14 protein-coding genes and 1 pseudogene are annotated in these 16,043 nt (G+C 67.3%); 14 read left to right on the plus strand and 1 reads right to left on the minus strand.

Annotated features, from left to right (window positions below):
• Positions 1 to 10: 10 nt before the first annotated feature.
• The 4 genes from ACSFCA_RS24745 (at position 11) to ACSFCA_RS24760 (ending at position 2,934) form a co-directional block, all read left to right on the plus strand.
• Positions 11 to 349: a Rieske (2Fe-2S) protein gene (locus tag ACSFCA_RS24745; protein ID WP_435461120.1), complete on the plus strand. Its 339-nt coding sequence runs from the start codon at positions 11 to 13 to the stop codon at positions 347 to 349.
• 31 nt (positions 350 to 380) lie between these two features.
• A complete protein-coding gene (locus tag ACSFCA_RS24750; protein WP_093056363.1) occupies positions 381 to 971 on the plus strand; it encodes a YbhB/YbcL family Raf kinase inhibitor-like protein in 591 nt (196 codons plus the stop codon).
• 89 nt (positions 972 to 1,060) lie between these two features.
• On the plus strand, positions 1,061 to 2,560 hold the full coding sequence (locus tag ACSFCA_RS24755) for a sensor domain-containing diguanylate cyclase (protein WP_435461121.1): 1,500 nt from the start codon (positions 1,061 to 1,063) through the stop codon (positions 2,558 to 2,560).
• Positions 2,561 to 2,622: 62 nt separating this feature from the next.
• Positions 2,623 to 2,934 carry a hypothetical protein gene (locus tag ACSFCA_RS24760; RefSeq protein ID WP_435461122.1) on the plus strand — a complete coding sequence of 104 codons (312 nt, stop codon included), beginning with the start codon at positions 2,623 to 2,625 and terminating at the stop codon, positions 2,932 to 2,934.
• Here the strand turns inward: ACSFCA_RS24760 and ACSFCA_RS24765 are convergent.
• Positions 2,910 to 3,824, minus strand: a complete 915-nt coding sequence (locus ACSFCA_RS24765; RefSeq protein ID WP_435461123.1) for a LysR family transcriptional regulator — start codon at positions 3,822 to 3,824, stop codon at positions 2,910 to 2,912. The two genes, ACSFCA_RS24760 and ACSFCA_RS24765, sit on opposite strands and share 25 nt — an antisense overlap.
• A 144-nt stretch (positions 3,825 to 3,968) precedes the next feature.
• Here ACSFCA_RS24765 and ACSFCA_RS24770 point away from each other — a divergent pair, with 144 nt between their 5' ends.
• From ACSFCA_RS24770 to ACSFCA_RS24815, 10 genes and pseudogenes are all read left to right on the plus strand, one after another.
• Complete coding sequence (locus tag ACSFCA_RS24770) at positions 3,969 to 6,104, plus strand: 3-hydroxyacyl-CoA dehydrogenase NAD-binding domain-containing protein (protein ID WP_435461124.1); 2,136 nt, start codon at positions 3,969 to 3,971, stop codon at positions 6,102 to 6,104.
• Between the two features lie 39 nt (positions 6,105 to 6,143).
• On the plus strand, positions 6,144 to 7,334 hold the full coding sequence (locus ACSFCA_RS24775; RefSeq protein ID WP_435461125.1) for an acetyl-CoA C-acyltransferase: 1,191 nt from the start codon (positions 6,144 to 6,146) through the stop codon (positions 7,332 to 7,334).
• 10 nt (positions 7,335 to 7,344) lie between these two features.
• Positions 7,345 to 8,553 carry an acyl-CoA dehydrogenase family protein gene (locus ACSFCA_RS24780; protein ID WP_435461126.1) on the plus strand — a complete coding sequence of 403 codons (1,209 nt, stop codon included), beginning with the start codon at positions 7,345 to 7,347 and terminating at the stop codon, positions 8,551 to 8,553.
• A gap of 12 nt (positions 8,554 to 8,565) precedes the next feature.
• Positions 8,566 to 9,708 carry an acyl-CoA dehydrogenase family protein gene (locus ACSFCA_RS24785; RefSeq protein WP_435461127.1) on the plus strand — a complete coding sequence of 381 codons (1,143 nt, stop codon included), beginning with the start codon at positions 8,566 to 8,568 and terminating at the stop codon, positions 9,706 to 9,708.
• Positions 9,705 to 10,517 carry an oxepin-CoA hydrolase, alternative type gene (locus ACSFCA_RS24790; protein WP_435461128.1) on the plus strand — a complete coding sequence of 271 codons (813 nt, stop codon included), beginning with the start codon at positions 9,705 to 9,707 and terminating at the stop codon, positions 10,515 to 10,517. Before ACSFCA_RS24785 ends, ACSFCA_RS24790 begins: the two co-directional genes overlap by 4 nt.
• Before the next feature lie 70 nt (positions 10,518 to 10,587).
• On the plus strand, positions 10,588 to 11,796 hold the full coding sequence (locus ACSFCA_RS24795) for a CaiB/BaiF CoA transferase family protein (protein ID WP_435461129.1): 1,209 nt from the start codon (positions 10,588 to 10,590) through the stop codon (positions 11,794 to 11,796).
• A 39-nt stretch (positions 11,797 to 11,835) separates the two neighbouring features.
• Positions 11,836 to 12,828 carry a Bug family tripartite tricarboxylate transporter substrate binding protein gene (locus ACSFCA_RS24800; RefSeq protein WP_435461130.1) on the plus strand — a complete coding sequence of 331 codons (993 nt, stop codon included), beginning with the start codon at positions 11,836 to 11,838 and terminating at the stop codon, positions 12,826 to 12,828.
• Positions 12,829 to 12,870: 42 nt separating this feature from the next.
• A complete protein-coding gene (locus ACSFCA_RS24805; protein WP_435461131.1) occupies positions 12,871 to 14,853 on the plus strand; it encodes an acyl-CoA synthetase in 1,983 nt (660 codons plus the stop codon).
• Between the two features lie 32 nt (positions 14,854 to 14,885).
• On the plus strand, positions 14,886 to 15,884 hold the full coding sequence (locus tag ACSFCA_RS24810; RefSeq protein WP_435461132.1) for a Bug family tripartite tricarboxylate transporter substrate binding protein: 999 nt from the start codon (positions 14,886 to 14,888) through the stop codon (positions 15,882 to 15,884).
• Positions 15,885 to 15,926: 42 nt separating this feature from the next.
• Positions 15,927 to 16,043, plus strand: a pseudogene (locus tag ACSFCA_RS24815) (electron transfer flavoprotein subunit beta/FixA family protein); the annotation flags it as partial.

Raw genomic sequence — 16,043 nt, forward strand, 5'->3', positions numbered from 1 at the left:
ACTGTTCGCCATGAGCACGACAGAGCCCCAGTTGATCGCCCCGGCGCTTGCCGACGGCGGCCTCGCCGCCATGTTCGCGGCACCGGGCGGCGCCCAGGCCTTTGCCGTACGCTGGCAAGGCGGCGTGCACGGCTATCTCAACCAGTGCCCCCATGCAGGCGGCCCGCTTGATTTCGAAGGCCAGGTGCTGGAAAGTTCAGGCCGCTTCCTGATGTGCGCGCGGCACGGCGCCATCTTCGAGCCCGACACTGGCAAATGCGTCGGCGGCCCCTGCCGCGGCGCGCGGCTCACGCCGCTGGCAGTGCACGAGAAAGCGGACGGCAGCGTATGGTTCGGCCAGGCCGAATGAAGACGAAGACAACCCTCCAGGAGAAAAAGATATGCGCAGCAACAACAGGCTTCACCCCCTCACCCTGTCGGTCACGGCCCTCGCCTTCGCCGGCCTCATGGCGGGCTGCACCGGCATGTCGCCCGGCAGCGGCAAGGCCTTCACGGGCATGAAGGTCACGTCGAGCGCCTTCGGCGACAACGGCGTCATTCCGGCCGACTACGCCGGCGCGGGCGACTGCGGCGGCAAGAACGTGTCGCTGCCCGTGGCGTGGAGCAACCTGCCGGCCAAGACCAAGTCGGTCGCCGTGCTGGTGTTCGACCCCGATGGCGCGGCCGGCCTCGGTGTGTCGCACTGGGTGGCGTACAACATCGCGGCCGAGCGCGGCGAGCTCAAGGCGGGCGAAGGCCAGGCGGGCTCGAACTTCAACTTCACGATGGGCCCGAACGTGGCCGGTGCGCCTGCCTATCGCGGCATGTGCCCCCCGGTGGGCGACCGGCCGCACCACTACGTGATGACCGTGGTCGCCACCGACTTCGCGCCGGGCAGCCTGCCGGCAGGCCTTGCGCGCGACGCTCTGCTGGCCGCGCTCAAGGGCCATGCGCTGGGCGGGCAGAGCGTGGTGGGCCTCTACAGCCGCTGAATGCAGCGGGTGCGCGCGTAATAATTAAGACTTCAGTTCGCCGGCATTCGTCAGCCATGGCTGCAGCCGCTTCTTCGAAAGCTTCATCGATGGCCCAGCCCGCTGCCGCGTCCTCCCCCTTTTCGGCCCCACCGTCCATCGGCGACCTCGACGCCATGTTCGACCTGGCGCCCGTCTCGCTCTGGATCGAAGACTACGGCGACCTCAAGCGCAAGCTCGACGGCTGGCGCGCCGAGGGCGTGACCAACCTGGTGGCGCACCTGCACGCAGACCCGCAGCGCGTGAGCGACTGCATGGCGCTGCTGAAGGTGCTGCGGGTCAACCAGCACACGCTGAAACTCTTTGCCGCCGACAGCCAGGAAACCCTGCTGGGCGCGCTCGACCGCGTGTTCCGCGGCGACATGTCGGCCACAGTGGTGCACGAGCTCGACCAGCTGTGGCACGGCCAGCTCACCTTCGAGAGCGAGACCGTCAACTACGCGCTCGATGGCCGGCGGCTCGACGTGCGCGTGCGCGCCCGTGTGCTGCCCGGGTACGAAGACAGCTGGAGCCGCGTGCTGGTTTCGCTCGACGACGTTACCGAGCGCGTGGCCGCGCAGCGCCTGCGCGACGAGAGCGCCATGTACGCGCGCAGCCTGTTCGACCGCTCGCCCGTGTCGCTGTGGGTGGAAGACTTCAGCGCGGTGCGCTCGCTGCTCGAGAGCATCCGTGCGCGCGGCATCACCGACTTCGCCACCTTCATCAAGGTGCACCCCGACTTCGTCGCGCGCTGCATGCAGGAGATCCGCGTCATCGACGTGAACCACGAAACGCTGCGCATGTTCGGCGCGCCCGACCTGCCCACGCTGCTGGGCAGCATCTCGCGCATCTTCCGCGACGAGATGCGCGAATCGTTCGCCGAGCAGTTGCAAGACCTGTGGAACGGCAAGACCGTGCAGCATCGCGAGGTGCTCAACTACTCGCTGTCGGGCGAGGTGCTGAACATCCACATGCAGTTCGCGGTGCAGGAAGACCGGCAGGGCACCTGGGACCTGGTGCTGGTGTCGCTGGTCGACATCACTGCGCGCAAGAAGGCCGAGGCCTATCTGGAGTACCTCGGCAAGCACGACGTGCTCACGCAGCTGTGCAACCGCACCTACTACAGCGAAGAGCTCAACCGCCTGTCGCGCAAGGGCCCGTGGCCGGTGTCGATCGTGGCCATCGACCTCAATGGCCTGAAGCAGATCAACGACCAGGAAGGCCACGCCGCCGGCGACTCGCTGCTGCGCCGCATGGGCGAGGTGCTCGACAAGGCCGTCGACCCGCCGGCCTGGCCCGCGCGCATCGGCGGCGACGAATTCGCGGTGCTGCTGCCGATGACCGACGAGCGCGGCGCCGAGGCAATGCGCGAGCGCATCCTCACGCTGCTCGAAATGAACAACCAGTTCCACGCGGGGCAGAGCGGCCACGCCTTGAGCCTGGCCATCGGGCTCGCGACCTGCCATGGAGACGAGTCGCTGGAGGTTGCGCTGCAGCGTGCGGACCGGGCGATGTATGTCGACAAGTCACGGCACTACGAGAGTACAGCGGCAGAGCGGCGACAGCTGTAGCCATCAACACCAGGATGGCCAGACCGACAGTGTGTGAAAGTTGCGTTTGCTGAAAAGAACCGATGCCCATTGAAGGCCTTGCCGAAGCCCTGATCCGACCCGTGATCGAACTGGTGCTGCAGCCCGTCGCGGAGGCCGTACTGCACCTGACCGGCTACGTCACCGGATTCATCGTCGTTCCGGTCGCCACACTGGGACTCGTTGTCGTAGAGCAGCCCGAGGAAGGCGTCGACGCGATGACCTCGCACTGGCTGAGAGCGCCCAGCGGGCGCATCGTGCTCAGCATGGACTGGGGCAGCTTGGTCGGTCTTCTTACCTGGCTGTTGATCGGCGTGGTGGCTCTATTGATCTACTGCACATCCGGGCCTTCATAGCCAGGCACCCGAACCCGCTCCAGAATGAAATCGATGAACGTGCGGATCGCCCGCGTGTGCTGGCGGTTCGGCATGTAGAGCATGAACATCTGCGTGCCGAAGATGCTCAGGCGCCAGTCGTCGAGCGTGGTCACGACGTCGCCGCGGCGCACGTCTTCCTGCACCACGTAGTCAGGCACGAGCCCGATGCCCAGGCCCGCGAGGATGGCCTGGCGCAGGAACAGGAAGTTTTCTGAAATCAGCGTCGGCTCCAGGATCACTTCGCGCCGCGTCTCACCTTGGTAGGCCGACACGCGCAGCTGCCGCCCGATGACGGCTGCGGTGACCACCGGCGCGCCCTGCAGCGCGTCTAGCTGCACCGGCAGCGGGTTCTTTGCCGCGTAGTCGGTTGAAGCACACGCCACATAGCGCACCGGCCCCATCTCGCGCGCCACCAGGTTCTGCGGCGGCTCGGGAATCACGCGGATCGCTATGTCGACTTCGTCGCGCAGCAGGTCCTCGATGCGGTTCTCGAACACCACGTCGAGCACGATGCCGGGGTACTGGCGCTTGAAGTCGATGAGCCAGTCGGCCATCACGAGCTGGCCGTAGCCGCTGGGCACGCTCAGGCGCACGCGGCCCTGCAGGCCCTGCCCCAGCGTCGTTACCGATTCGCGCGCCGCGAGCAGCTCACCCTGGATGGCAACGCCGTGCTGGTAAAGCCTGAGGCCGATTTCAGTCGGCTCGGCGCGCCGGGTGGTGCGCCGCACCAGTTGCGCGCCGACTGAGCGCTCCAGCTGGTTCAGGTGGTAGCTGACGTTGGCGCGGCTCATCTTGAGCCGGCGGGCTGCCGCGCTCAGGTTGCCGGCGTCGAGTATTTCCACCAACAAAGTGAGCGACTGGAGGTCCATGGGCCGATTGTGTCAAAAATTCTTTGACAGTCTGTCAACCGCCTATGCAATTGTCAAAGCGGCGCAGCGGGCAAAGAATGCTGGGTTCACCCCCAGAGCCTCGAACCTCAGCACGGTTCGCAACGCAAAGAGACAAGCAAGCACATGGCCACCACAACTCCCAGCCCCTCCACGTCCAACGGTCCCGTCACCTTCCAGCGTCGAGGCGACGTGTTCGTGGTGACCATCGACAACCCGCCCGTCAATGCCCTGGGCGTGGATGTGCGCCGCGGCCTCGTGGCCGCCATCGACGCCGCGGAGGCCGACAGCGGCGCCAAGGCGGTGCTGATCGTCGGCGCGGGCCGCAACTTCATCGCGGGCGCGGACATTCGCGAGTTCGGCAAGACGCCGCAGCCGCCGTCGCTGCCCGAGGTGTGCCTGAAGATCGAGAACTGCTCCAAGCCGGTGGTCGCCGCGATCCATGGCGCCGCACTGGGTGGCGGGCTCGAAGTGGCGCTGTCGGCGCATTACCGCCTCGCCTCGCCCACGGCCAAGCTCGGCCTGCCCGAAGTGGCGCTCGGCCTCTTGCCCGGCTCGGGCGGCACGCAGCGTGCGCCGCGCCTCATCGGCGTGAAGCCCGCGCTCGAACTGATGCTCAGCGGCCGCCATGCAGGCGCGAAGGAAGCGCTGTCGCTCGGCCTCGTCGACCGCCTCGGCACCGATGCCGACGCGCTGGCCGAAGGCCTCGCCTACGCGCAAGAGCTGGTCGCAGCCAAGGCCCCTGTGCGCCGCACGCGCGAAGCCGGCGCATTGGCCGACAAGGAAGCCAGCCGCGCAGCCCTCGAAGCCGCGCGCGCCGACACCGCGAAGAAGAGCCGCGGCCTGTTCTCGCCGATGAAGATCATCGAAGCCGTCGAAGGCGCGCTCACGCTGCCCTTCGACGAAGGCATGGCGCTCGAACGCAAGCTGTTCCTGCAGTGCATCGACAGCCCGCAACGCGCCGGCCTGATCCACGCCTTCTTCGCCGAACGTGAAGTGCTGAAGGCGCCTGAGACCAAGAGCGCGAAGCCGCGTGCGCTGGAGTCGGCCGGCATCATCGGCGGCGGCACCATGGGTGCGGGCATTGCGGTGGCGATGCTCGACGCCGGCATGCCAGTGACCATGATCGAGCGCGACGACACCCAGCTCGCGCGCGGCCGCGCCAACGTGGAGAAGGTGTACGACGGCCTCATCAAGAAGGGCCGCCTGACGCCCGAGGCCAAGGCCGCCGTCATGGCGCGCTTCTCGGGCTCCACGAACTACGACGCGCTCGCCAACGTCGACATCGTGGTCGAAGCGGTGTTCGAGGAAATGGGCGTCAAGAAGGCCGTGTTCGCCGAACTCGACCGCGTGTGCAAGCGCGGCGCCGTGATCGCCACCAACACCTCGTACCTCGACATCGACGAGATCGCCGCCAGCATCTCGCGCCCGCAGGACGTGGTGGGCCTGCACTTCTTCTCGCCGGCCAACATCATGAAGCTGCTGGAGATCGTGGTGCCCGCCAAGGTGAGCGCCGACGTGGTCGCCACCGGCTTCGAGCTGGCGAAGAAGCTCAAGAAGGTGCCGGTGCGCGCAGGCGTGTGCGACGGCTTCATCGGCAACCGCATCCTCGCGGTGTACCGCCAGGCCGCCGACCACATGATGGAAGACGGCGCCTCGCCCTATCAGATCGACGAAGCGGTGCGCAACTTCGGCTATCCGATGGGCCCATTCCAGGTGTCCGACCTGGCCGGCGGCGACATCGGCTGGGCCACGCGCAAGCGCAAGGCCGCCACGCGCGATCCGCAGGCGCGCTACGTACAGGTGGCCGACCGCATCTGCGAGCGCGGCTGGTTCGGCCAGAAGACGCAGCGCGGCTACTACCTGTACCCCGAAGGCGCACGCACCGGCGTGCCTGACCCCGAGGTGCTGGCCATCATCGACGCCGAGCGCGAACGCGCGGGAATCAAGCCGCGCACCTTCACCGAGGAAGAAATCATGCGCCGCTACATGGCCGCGATGATCAACGAGGGCGCCAATGTCGTGCTCCAGCGCATCGCGCTGCGCCCGCTCGACGTGGACGTGACTTTCCTCTACGGCTACGGCTTCCCGCGCCACCGCGGCGGCCCCATGAAATACGCCGACACCGTGGGCCTGCCCAAGGTGCTGGCCGACATCCGCGAGTTCGCGAAGGAAGACCCGATCTTCTGGAAGCCCTCGCCGCTGCTGGTCGAACTGGTCGCGCAAGGCGCCGATTTCGCCAGCCTCAATCAATCCGAGTAATCCGAGTCCATTTCAGTCAGCCGTCCAGGAGACATTCCCATGCGTGAAGCCGTCATCGTTTCCACCGCCCGCACCCCGCTCACCAAGGCGCACCGCGGCGAATTCAACATCACCCCCGGCCCCACGCTGGCGGCCTTCGCGGTGAAGGCTGCGGTCGAGCGCTCGGGCCTCGACGCTGCGCTGATCGAGGACGCGATCCTCGGCTGCGGCTACCCCGAAGGCACCACCGGCCGCAACATCGCGCGCCAGGCCGTCATCCGCGCGGGCCTGCCGATCAGCATCGCCGGCACCACGGTCAATCGCTTCTGCGCCTCGGGCCTGCAGGCGATTGCGATGGCCGCGGGCCGCATCGTGGTGGACGGCGCGCCGGCCATGATCGCGGGCGGCGTCGAAAGCATCTCGCAGATCCGCTCGCGCAGCGCCACCGATGCTGGCGACAGCGGCATGGACCCGTGGATCGTCGAGCACAAGCCCGAGCTGTACATGGCGATGATCGAGACCGCCGACATCGTGGCCAAGCGCTACGGCATTACCCGCGAGGCACAGGACCGCTTCTCCGCCGAGAGCCAGCGCCGCACCGAAGAAGCGCAGATCGCCGGCCGCTACAAGGACGAGATCGTCGCCTGCACCACCACGATGGCCGTGACCGACAAGGACACGAAGGAAGTCACCTACCGCGAAGTCACCGCCACGGAAGACAACTGCAACCGCCGCGGCACCACCTACGAGGCACTCGCCAAGCTGAAGCCCGTGATGGGCGAGGACAAGTTCGTCACTGCCGGCAACGCCTCGCAGCTGTCCGATGGCGCATCGGCCTGCGTGCTGATGGAAGCAAAGGACGCTGAGCGCGCCAACATCAAGCCGCTGGGTGCCTTCCGTGGCCTCGCAGTCGCTGGCTGCGAGCCCGACGAAATGGGCATCGGCCCGGTGTTCGCGGTGCCCAAGCTGCTTGCGCGCCACGGCCTCAAGGTGCAAGACATCGGCCTGTGGGAGCTCAACGAAGCCTTCGCATCGCAGTCGATCTACTGCCAGGACAAGCTGGGCATTCCGTCGGAGCTTCTGAACGTGAACGGCGGCGCGATCTCCATCGGCCACCCCTTCGGCATGACCGGTGCGCGCCTCACGGGCCACGTGCTCATCGAAGGCAAGCGCCGCGGCGCGAAGTACGCCGTGGTCACGATGTGCATCGCCGGTGGCATGGGCGCGGCCGGCCTGTTCGAAATCTATTGAGGAGCCTGCGATGGACCTGAACTTCACGACCGAAGAAGAAGCCTTCCGCAGCGATGTGCGCGCCTTCCTGGCCGACAAGCTGCCCGTGCGGCTGTCCGAGAAAGTGCGCAGCGGCAAGATCCTCGAGAAGGCCGACATGCAGGAATGGCACGCCATCCTCAACGAGCGCGGCTGGCTGGCCAACCACTGGCCCGAACAGTACGGCGGCCCGGGTTGGACGGCGGTAGAGAAGTTCATCTTCGAGCACGAATGCGCGCTGGCTTTTGCGCCGCGCATCGTGCCCTTCGGCGTGAACATGCTCGGCCCGGTGCTCATCAAGTACGGCAACGAGGCGCAGAAAAGCTACTGGCTGCCGCGCATCCTGAACGGCGCCGACTGGTGGTGCCAGGGCTATTCGGAACCCGGCGCGGGCTCTGACCTGGCCGCGGTGAAGACCTCGGCCGTGCGCGGCATCGACGCGCAGGGCGACCACTACATCGTGAACGGCCAGAAGACCTGGACCACGCTGGGCCAGCACGCCAACATGATCTTCTGTCTGGTGCGCACGAATCGCGAGGCGAAGAAGCAGGAAGGCATCAGCTTCCTGCTGATCGACATGGACTCGCCCGGCGTGGAAGTGCGCCCGATCATCACGCTCGACGGCGAGCATGAAGTGAACGAAGTGTTCTTCTCCGACGTGCGCGTGCCCGCCGAGAACCTCGTGGGCGAAGAGAACAAGGGCTGGACCTGCGCCAAGTACCTGCTGACCTACGAACGCACCAACATCGCGGGCGTGGGCTTCTCGGTGGCCGCGCTCGAACAGCTCAAGGGCATTGCCGCTACGCAGACGAAGAACGGCAAGCCGCTGGCCGAAGACCCGGCCTTTGCGGCACGCATGGCGCGCGTGGAGATCGACCTGGAGAACATGAAGACCACCAACCTGCGCGTGATCGCGGCGGTGGCCGGCGGCGGCATGCCCGGCGCGGAAAGCTCGATGCTGAAGATCCGCGGCACCGAGATCCGCCAGGAGATTTCTTCGCTGGCCCGCCGCGCGATGGGTGTGTACGGCCGCCCCTTCATCGCAGAGGCGCTGAAGGACGGCTTCACAGGCGAGACCTTCGGGCCGCCTTACGCATCGGCTGCCGCCTCGCGCTACTTCAACAACCGCAAGCTGTCGATCTTCGGTGGCTCGAACGAAATCCAGAAGAACATCATCAGCAAGATGATCCTGGGCCTGTAAAGGAGACATGCAATGAACTTCGAACACACCGAAGACCGGCGCATGCTCGCCGACAGCCTGAACCGCTTCATCAGCGAGCAGTACGCCTTCGACGCGCGCGACCGCATCGCAAAATCGGAGCACGGGTTCAGCAAGGAAATCTTCCAGCAGTTCGCCGAGCTGGGCGTGATCGGCGCGCTGTTCAGCGAGGCCGACGGCGGCTTCGGCGGCGGCGGTTTCGACATCGCCGTGGTCTTCGAGGCACTGGGCCGCGGCCTCGTGATCGAGCCGCTGCTGGGCGCGGTGATGGTCGGCGAGGCGATCAGCGCCGCAGGCACCGATGCGCAGAAAGAGAAGCTCGGCGACATCATCAACGGCGTGACGGTTGCGGCCTTCGCGCACGACGAGGCCGACACGCACTACGAACGCACCCGCGTGGCAACCAAGGCCGAGCGCAGCGGCGGTGGCTGGGTGCTGAATGGCGCCAAGGCCGTCGTGCCGCAAGGCGAGCAGGCCGACCTGTTCCTGGTCTCGGCCCGCACCTCGGGCAACGTGGACGACGAAGCCGGCATCTCGCTGTTCCTCGTGCCCGCAAAGACTGCCGGCCTCACGGTGCGCGGCTGCCCCGCCATCGACGGCGGCCGTGTGGCCGAGCTCGCGTTCGACGGCGTGAAGCTGGGTGCCGATGCACTGCTCGGCACCGAAGGCCAGGGCCACGCCACGCTGGAACGCGCCATCGGCCGCGGCGTGCTCGCGCTGTGTGCCGAAGCGCTGGGCGCAATGGAAGCCGCCAAGACCGCCACGCTGGAATACCTGCGCACGCGCAAGCAGTTCGGCATTCTCATCGGCAGCTTCCAGGCCCTGCAGCACCGCATGGCCGACCTGCTGCTCGAAATCGAGCAGGCCCGCTCGGCAGTCATCAACGCCGCAGCAGCCATCGACACCGGCGACCGCCTGACGCGCGAGCGTGCGCTGTCGGCCGCCAAGTTCAGCATCGGCCGCATCGGCGCGCTGGTGGCGGAAGAAAGCATCCAGATGCACGGCGGCATCGGCATGACGTGGGAGCTGCCGATGCCCCACTACGCCAAGCGCCTCGTGATGATCGACCACCAGCTGGGCGACGAAGACCATCATCTGCAGCGCTACATCGCGCTCGGTAAGGAGATTGCGGCATGACGGACAAGACGGTTCTGATCTCGCAGGAGGGTGCGGTCCGCATCCTCACCAACAGCAACCCCGGCGCGCGCAACGCGATCACGCCGACGCTGTACGCCGAACTCTCTGCCGCGCTCGCCGACGCCGAGAACGACCCCGAGGTCGGCGCCATCGTCTTCACCGGCGCGGGCGACTTCTTCTGCTCCGGCGGCGACCTCAACCTGCTGGCCAAGCGCCGCGAGCTGCCCGCGTCGGAACGCCGCGAGAAGCTCGAAGGCCTGAACAACCTGATCCGCGCGATCCGCGATTGCGGCAAGCCCGTGATCGCGGCGGTCGAAGGTGGTGCAGCCGGCGCCGGCCTGTCGATGGCGCTGGCCTGCGACATGCTGGTGTCGGCACGCGACGCCTTCTACACCGTGGCCTATGTCAAGGTCGGCCTCACGCCGGACGGTGGCGCCACGGCGTTCCTCTCGGAGTTCGTCTCGCGCCAGGTGCTGACCGAGATGTGCCTGACCGGCGACCGCATGCCGGCCGAGCGCCTGCACGCGCTGGGCGCGGTCAACCGCCTGACCGACAAGGGCGCAGCACTGGCCGAAGCCATCGCGCTCGCAGCCAAGGTGGCAAGCGGCCCGCAGCGCGCGAGCGCACGCATCAAGACGCTGTGCCGCCAGGCACACCGTGCCACGCTGGAAGAGCAGCTCGACGCCGAGGCCGTGTTCATGGTCGAGTCGCAGGCGGATGCCGAAGCGGCCGAAGGCATCGGCGCGTTCCTCGGCAAGCGCAAGGCCGACTTCGTCGCGCTGCGCCGACAGAAACAGGACGCGCCCTGACACGCGCCGTGCTCACCCTTCCAACCTCTTGCACGCAGGTGCGGAGGTTTTTCGTCTTTCTGGAGCTGCCATGTCTTCGCTGAATTCCTCGCTGCCGCTTGCCGGCGTGCGCGTCCTCGATCTGTCCCGCATCCTCGCGGGCCCCTGGTGCGGCATGGTGCTGGCCGACATGGGCGCCGAAGTCATCAAGGTGGAGCACCCGGGCCGCGGCGACGACACGCGCGACTGGGGCCTGCGCGTGGGCAAGACCGAGACCGCCTACTTCAACAGCGTGAACCGCAACAAGCGCTCGGTCACGCTCGATCTGCAGACGCCCGAAGGCCAGCAGATCGCGCGCGATCTCGCCAAGCAATGCGACGTGGTGATCCAGAACTTCAAGTTCGGCGGCATCGACAAGCTGGGCCTGGGCTACGAGCAACTGAGCAAGGAGCAGCCCGGCCTCATCTACTGCTCGATCTCAGGCTACGACCGCACCGGCCCCGAAGCCGCACGCCCGGGCTACGACCTCGTCGTTCAAGGCGAGGCCGGCCTGATGGCGCTCAACGGCGAAGCCAACCAGCCACCGCTGAAGTTCGGCGTGGCGGCCGTCGACCTGTTCACCGGCATGTACTCGGCACAAGCCATCCTGGCCGCGCTGTACCAGCGCGAGAAGACCGGCAAGGGCCGGCACGTCGAGATGGCGCTGTTCGATTGCGGCCTGATGATCACCGCCTACTACGGCCTCGAAGCGCTGCTGATGGGCGAAGACCCTCCGCGCTACGGCAACTCGCACCCGTCGATCGTGCCCTACGGCGTGTTCGATGCGGCCGATGGTCCGCTGGTCATCACGGTGGGCAACAACGCGCAGTTCGCGCGCTTCTGCACCGACGTGATCGAGCGGCCCGATCTCGCGGCCGACGAACGCTTCAAGACCAACATCCTGCGTTCGGCGAACCGCGCGGTGCTGCTGCCCGAGCTGCACGCCGAGCTGGCGAAGCGCCAGCGCACCGACCTGCTCGCGAAGCTCACTGCCTCGGGCATTCCGTGCGGCGAGGTGCTGGGCCTGCTCGAAGCGCTGCAATCGAAGCGCGCGACCGATGCCGGCCTTGTCACCACGCAGCCGCATCCGGTGGCCGGCACGGTCAACGTGCTGGCGCCGCCCTACCGTTTCGATGGCGAGCGCCTGCCCGTGCGCAGCGCGCCGCCCACACTGGGCGAAGGCACGCACGACGTGCTGCAGTCCCTGCTCGGCCTGTCGGATGAAAAGCTGGCCGCGCTTAAAACGAGTGGCGTCGTCTGAAGAAGACAGGCGCCCGCATTTCCAAAGCAGACAAACCCAATGGCATCCCTTTCTTCTCTCCGCAGTCCCGTTCGCCGCGCCCTTCTCGCACTCGCCCTGCCCCTGGTGGCCGGCGCCGCCTTCGCGCAAGCCTGGCCCGCCAAGCCGATCACGCTGATCGTGCCCTTCCCGCCCGGCGGCCCGACCGACGTGGCCTCGCGCATCGTGGCGCAGAAGATGTCGGTCGCGCTCAAGCAGAGCATCGTGATCGACAACCGCAGCGGCGCATCGGGCACCGTGGGCGCCGCCGCGGCAGCGCGCGCGCCGGCCGACGGCTACACCTTCGTGATGCTGGCCACGCCCACGCTGCTGGCCTCGCACCTCTACGGCCCCACCGGCTACGACATCTTCAAGAACTTCACGCCCGTGGGCTCGGTGTACGACCTGCCGATCGTGCTGGTGGTCAACCCCAAGTCGCTGCCCGACGTGACCGGCGTGCAGGGCCTGATCGCCAAGGCCAAGGCCGAAGGCGGCAAGCTCAACTACACGAGCGCGGGCGCCGGCAGCTTCGGCCACCTGACGACCGAGCAGCTGAAGACCATAGGCAAGTTCGACATGCAGCACGTGCCCTACCGCGGCAGCGCACCGGCCGTGACCGACCTGATCGGCGGCCAGGTGCCCGCCATGTTCTCGGACCTTGTGGGCGTGCTGCCGCACATCAAGGCCGGCAAGCTGCGCGCCATCGCGGTCGGCTCCGGCCAGCGCGTGAGCCTGCTGCCCGATGTGAAGACGGTGGCTGAGCAAGGATTCCCGGGCTTCGACGCAACCTCGTGGGGCGGCCTGCTGGCACCGGCCGGCACGCCCAAGGACGTGATCGACCGCATGAGCGCTGAACTGAAGACCGCGCTGGCCGACAAGGAAGTGCAGGACAAGCTACAGAGCGTCGGCACTTTCTCGGCCTACCGCACGCCCGAACAGACTGGCGTGCGCATGCGCGAGGACTTCGAGCGCTGGGGCAAGGTCATTCGAGACAACCACATCACGAACCAGTAAAACGGCCGGGCCGGCAGGGCGACAACACCAAGGAGACAAGACATGACAACCAAGCACGACAACAACTACAGCACCCCGGTCGGCGCACCGTTTCGCCCCGCCCTTCCCGTTCGCAGCCTCGCCGACATCCGCAAGCTCGAAGAGACACCGCTGGAGCAGGCGCTCACGGTGCGCAGCACCTACGAGATCTTCCGCAACGCGGGGCATGCCTTCGGCAACAAGACGGCGCTGACCTTCCTGCGCACCGGCAACCCGGCCGACGAGCCCATCCGCTGGTCGTATGCCGAGCTGCTTTCACGCATCCACCAGACCGCGAACATGCTGCACACGCTGGGCGTGGGGCCGGACGATGCGGTGGCGGTGCTGCTGCCCGGTTGCCTGGAGTACCACCTTGCGCTGTGGGGCGGCGAGGCGGCCGGCATCGTGCAGCCGCTGAACCCGCTGCTCACCGACGAGAAGCTGGTCGCACTGATGACCGCGGGCCGCGCCAAGGTGCTGATCGCCTACGGCTCGGACAGCGAATCGGGCATGTGGTCGAAGGCGATGCGCCTGCGCGGCCAGGTGCCCACGCTCACCACCGTGCTGCGCGTGGCGCCGCACGACGAGGCGCCGGGCGCGGCCGGCACGCTGCCTGGAGCAGGATCGGACAGCGCGACCGCGCTGCCGGGCGTTGCCGAGTTCGACGTGCTGCGCGCCGCGCAACCCGACGACCGTCTCGTGAGCGGCCGCAACATCGCGCCTTCCGACATCGCCGCCTACTTCCACACCGGTGGCACCACGGGCGCGCCCAAGCTCGCGCGCCACAGCCACCGCGCGCAGGTGTTCACGGCCTGGGCCAGCGTGCAGGTCGCGGGCATGAACGAGAACGGCATCTCCATCAACGGCTATCCGCTGTTCCATGTGGCGGGCGTGCTGCCGGCTTCGCTGTCGTCGCTGTCGGCGGGCGTGGAAGTGATCATTCCCACGCCCTCGCTGCTGCGCAACAAGGAGGTGCTGGCCAACTACTGGAAGCTGGTGGCGAAGTACCGCCCGACCTCGCTATCGGCCGTGCCCACCGTGCTCGCGGCGCTGGCCAATGTGCCGCTAGCCGGTGCGGACATCTCGTCGATCACCTATTGCCGCACTGGCGCCGCCGTGCTCGCGCCCGAGTTGGCTGCGCGCTTCGAGCGCCTGTTCGGCCTGCATGTGCACGAGAGCCTGGGCATGACGGAGATGGCCGGCATCTCGACCATCACGCCGCCGGGCGTGGACGGGCCCGCGGGCTGCGTCGGCTTTCGCCTGCCGTACATGCAGATGCGCGTGGTGGCGCTCGACGAGAACGGCAGCGCCAGCGACCGCGAAGTGGCGCCCGGCGAACAGGGCATGGTGCTGTTCAAGTCGCCCAACGTGTTCTCGGGCTTCGTGGACCCGGCCGACAACGCCAAGGCCTTCACGGCCGACGGCTGGCTCGCGACCGGCGACCTCGGCTGGATCGACAGCGAAGAGCGGCTCAACCTCACGGGCCGCTCGAAGGACCTGATCATCCGAAGCGGCCACAACATCGACCCGAAGACCATCGAGGACGCGCTGGGCGCACACCCGGCCGTGCAGCTGTGCGCCGCAGTGGGCGCGCCCGATGCCTATGCGGGCGAACTGCCGGTGATCTTCGCGACGCTGGTGCCTGGCGCCTCGGCGACGGAAGAAGAGCTGCTGGCCTTCACCGCCGAGCGCGTGGACGAAGCGCCCGCAAAGCCCAAGTGGGTGTCGGTGATCGAGACCATGCCGATGACCAACGTCGGAAAGATCTACAAGCCCGAGCTGCGCGCGATGGCCGCGCGCCAGGTGGTGAGCGCGACGGTCGCCGAGGTGTGCGTGTCGCTCGGCGTGTCCGAGGCCGCGCGCCCTGTGGTGAAAACCGATGGCGAAAGCCTCGTGCGCGTGCTGATCGATGGCGCAGCGGCGGGCGCACTGGCCGCTGCGCTGCAGGAGCGGCTGCAGAAGGCGCTGGAGCCCCTGCCCTTCAAGACGCGCATCGGGGCGCAGTGACCCTTTTTGAAACCGAGAGACAGAGACAAGCCATGACCATCCGCCTTCCGAACCGCCGCGCCCTGCTGTGCGCCGCCGCTTCCGTCGTCACGCTGTGCGCGCTGCCCGCAGCCAATGCCCAGACCGCTTACCCGAACAAGCCGATCCGCCTGGTGGTGCCCTTCGCCGCCGGTGGCGCCACCGACGTGCTTGCGCGCGTGATCGGCCAGAAGATGTCGGCCGGCCTGGGCCAGCCCGTCATCATCGACAACAAACCCGGCGCGGCCGGCATCATCGGCACCGACGCGGTCGCCAAGTCGGCGCCCGACGGCTACACCATCGTGCTGGGGCTGAGCAATTCGCTGATGACCAACGAGTTCCTCTACGAGAAGCTGCCCTACGACACGCAGCGCGACCTCACGCTGGTCTACCAGATCGCGATGGCACCGCTGGTGCTGGTGGTGCACCCCAGCGTGCCCGCCAAGACCGGCCCCGAGCTGCTGAAGTACGTCGTCGCCAACAAGGGCAAGGTGGCCTACGGTTCGTACGGCGTGGGCGCATACCCGCACCTGGCCGGCGCGCACATGAGCCTGGCGACGCAGTCCGACATGAACCACGTCGCCTACAAGGGCGAGGCGCCGATGATGCAGGACCTGATCGGCGGCCAGATCCAGATGGCGTATGCGAGCGCGCTGGTGGCCAAGCCGCACATCGACTCCGGGAAGATCCGCGCCATCGGCGTGAGCGGCGAGCGCCGCATGAGCACGCTGCCCAACGTGCCCACGCTCGCCGAGCAAGGCCTGAAGGACGAGGCCTATCGCGTGACGGGCTGGCTCGCCATCGCAGCCCCTGCAAAGACACCGAAACCCATCGTGGACCGCATCGCCGAAGAAGTGCGCAAGGCCACGCAGCAGCCCGACGTGCGCGAACGCGTGGCGGCCATGGGCTTCGAGATCAAGGACAGCTCGCCCGAACTCTTCGCCACCGCCTGGAAGGCCGAGCGCCCGGTGTGGGAACGCCTCATCAAGCAGTCGGGCGCCAAGCTCGAGTAACCCATTCACTCATTCATTTCTTCGTCATTCAAAGGAACAGCCATGAAGGTTCTTGTACCTGTCAAACGGGTCGTCGACTACAACGTGAAAGTGCGCGTCAAGAGCGACGGCACCGGAGTGGACATTGCCAACGTCAAGATGAGCATGAACCCCTTCGAC

Source organism: Variovorax multivorans (assembly GCF_051216835.1).
GTDB lineage: Bacteria > Pseudomonadota > Gammaproteobacteria > Burkholderiales > Burkholderiaceae_C > Variovorax.

Coding starts and splice junctions, on each gene's coding strand:
- ACSFCA_RS24745 (WP_435461120.1), top strand. CDS start 11: ATGAGCACGACAGAGCCCCAGTTGATCGCCCCGGCGCTTGCCGACGGC.
- ACSFCA_RS24750 (WP_093056363.1), top strand. CDS start 381: ATGCGCAGCAACAACAGGCTTCACCCCCTCACCCTGTCGGTCACGGCC.
- ACSFCA_RS24755 (WP_435461121.1), top strand. CDS start 1,061: ATGGCCCAGCCCGCTGCCGCGTCCTCCCCCTTTTCGGCCCCACCGTCC.
- ACSFCA_RS24760 (WP_435461122.1), top strand. CDS start 2,623: ATGCCCATTGAAGGCCTTGCCGAAGCCCTGATCCGACCCGTGATCGAA.
- ACSFCA_RS24765 (WP_435461123.1), bottom strand. CDS start 3,824: ATGGACCTCCAGTCGCTCACTTTGTTGGTGGAAATACTCGACGCCGGC.
- ACSFCA_RS24770 (WP_435461124.1), top strand. CDS start 3,969: ATGGCCACCACAACTCCCAGCCCCTCCACGTCCAACGGTCCCGTCACC.
- ACSFCA_RS24775 (WP_435461125.1), top strand. CDS start 6,144: ATGCGTGAAGCCGTCATCGTTTCCACCGCCCGCACCCCGCTCACCAAG.
- ACSFCA_RS24780 (WP_435461126.1), top strand. CDS start 7,345: ATGGACCTGAACTTCACGACCGAAGAAGAAGCCTTCCGCAGCGATGTG.
- ACSFCA_RS24785 (WP_435461127.1), top strand. CDS start 8,566: ATGAACTTCGAACACACCGAAGACCGGCGCATGCTCGCCGACAGCCTG.
- ACSFCA_RS24790 (WP_435461128.1), top strand. CDS start 9,705: ATGACGGACAAGACGGTTCTGATCTCGCAGGAGGGTGCGGTCCGCATC.
- ACSFCA_RS24795 (WP_435461129.1), top strand. CDS start 10,588: ATGTCTTCGCTGAATTCCTCGCTGCCGCTTGCCGGCGTGCGCGTCCTC.
- ACSFCA_RS24800 (WP_435461130.1), top strand. CDS start 11,836: ATGGCATCCCTTTCTTCTCTCCGCAGTCCCGTTCGCCGCGCCCTTCTC.
- ACSFCA_RS24805 (WP_435461131.1), top strand. CDS start 12,871: ATGACAACCAAGCACGACAACAACTACAGCACCCCGGTCGGCGCACCG.
- ACSFCA_RS24810 (WP_435461132.1), top strand. CDS start 14,886: ATGACCATCCGCCTTCCGAACCGCCGCGCCCTGCTGTGCGCCGCCGCT.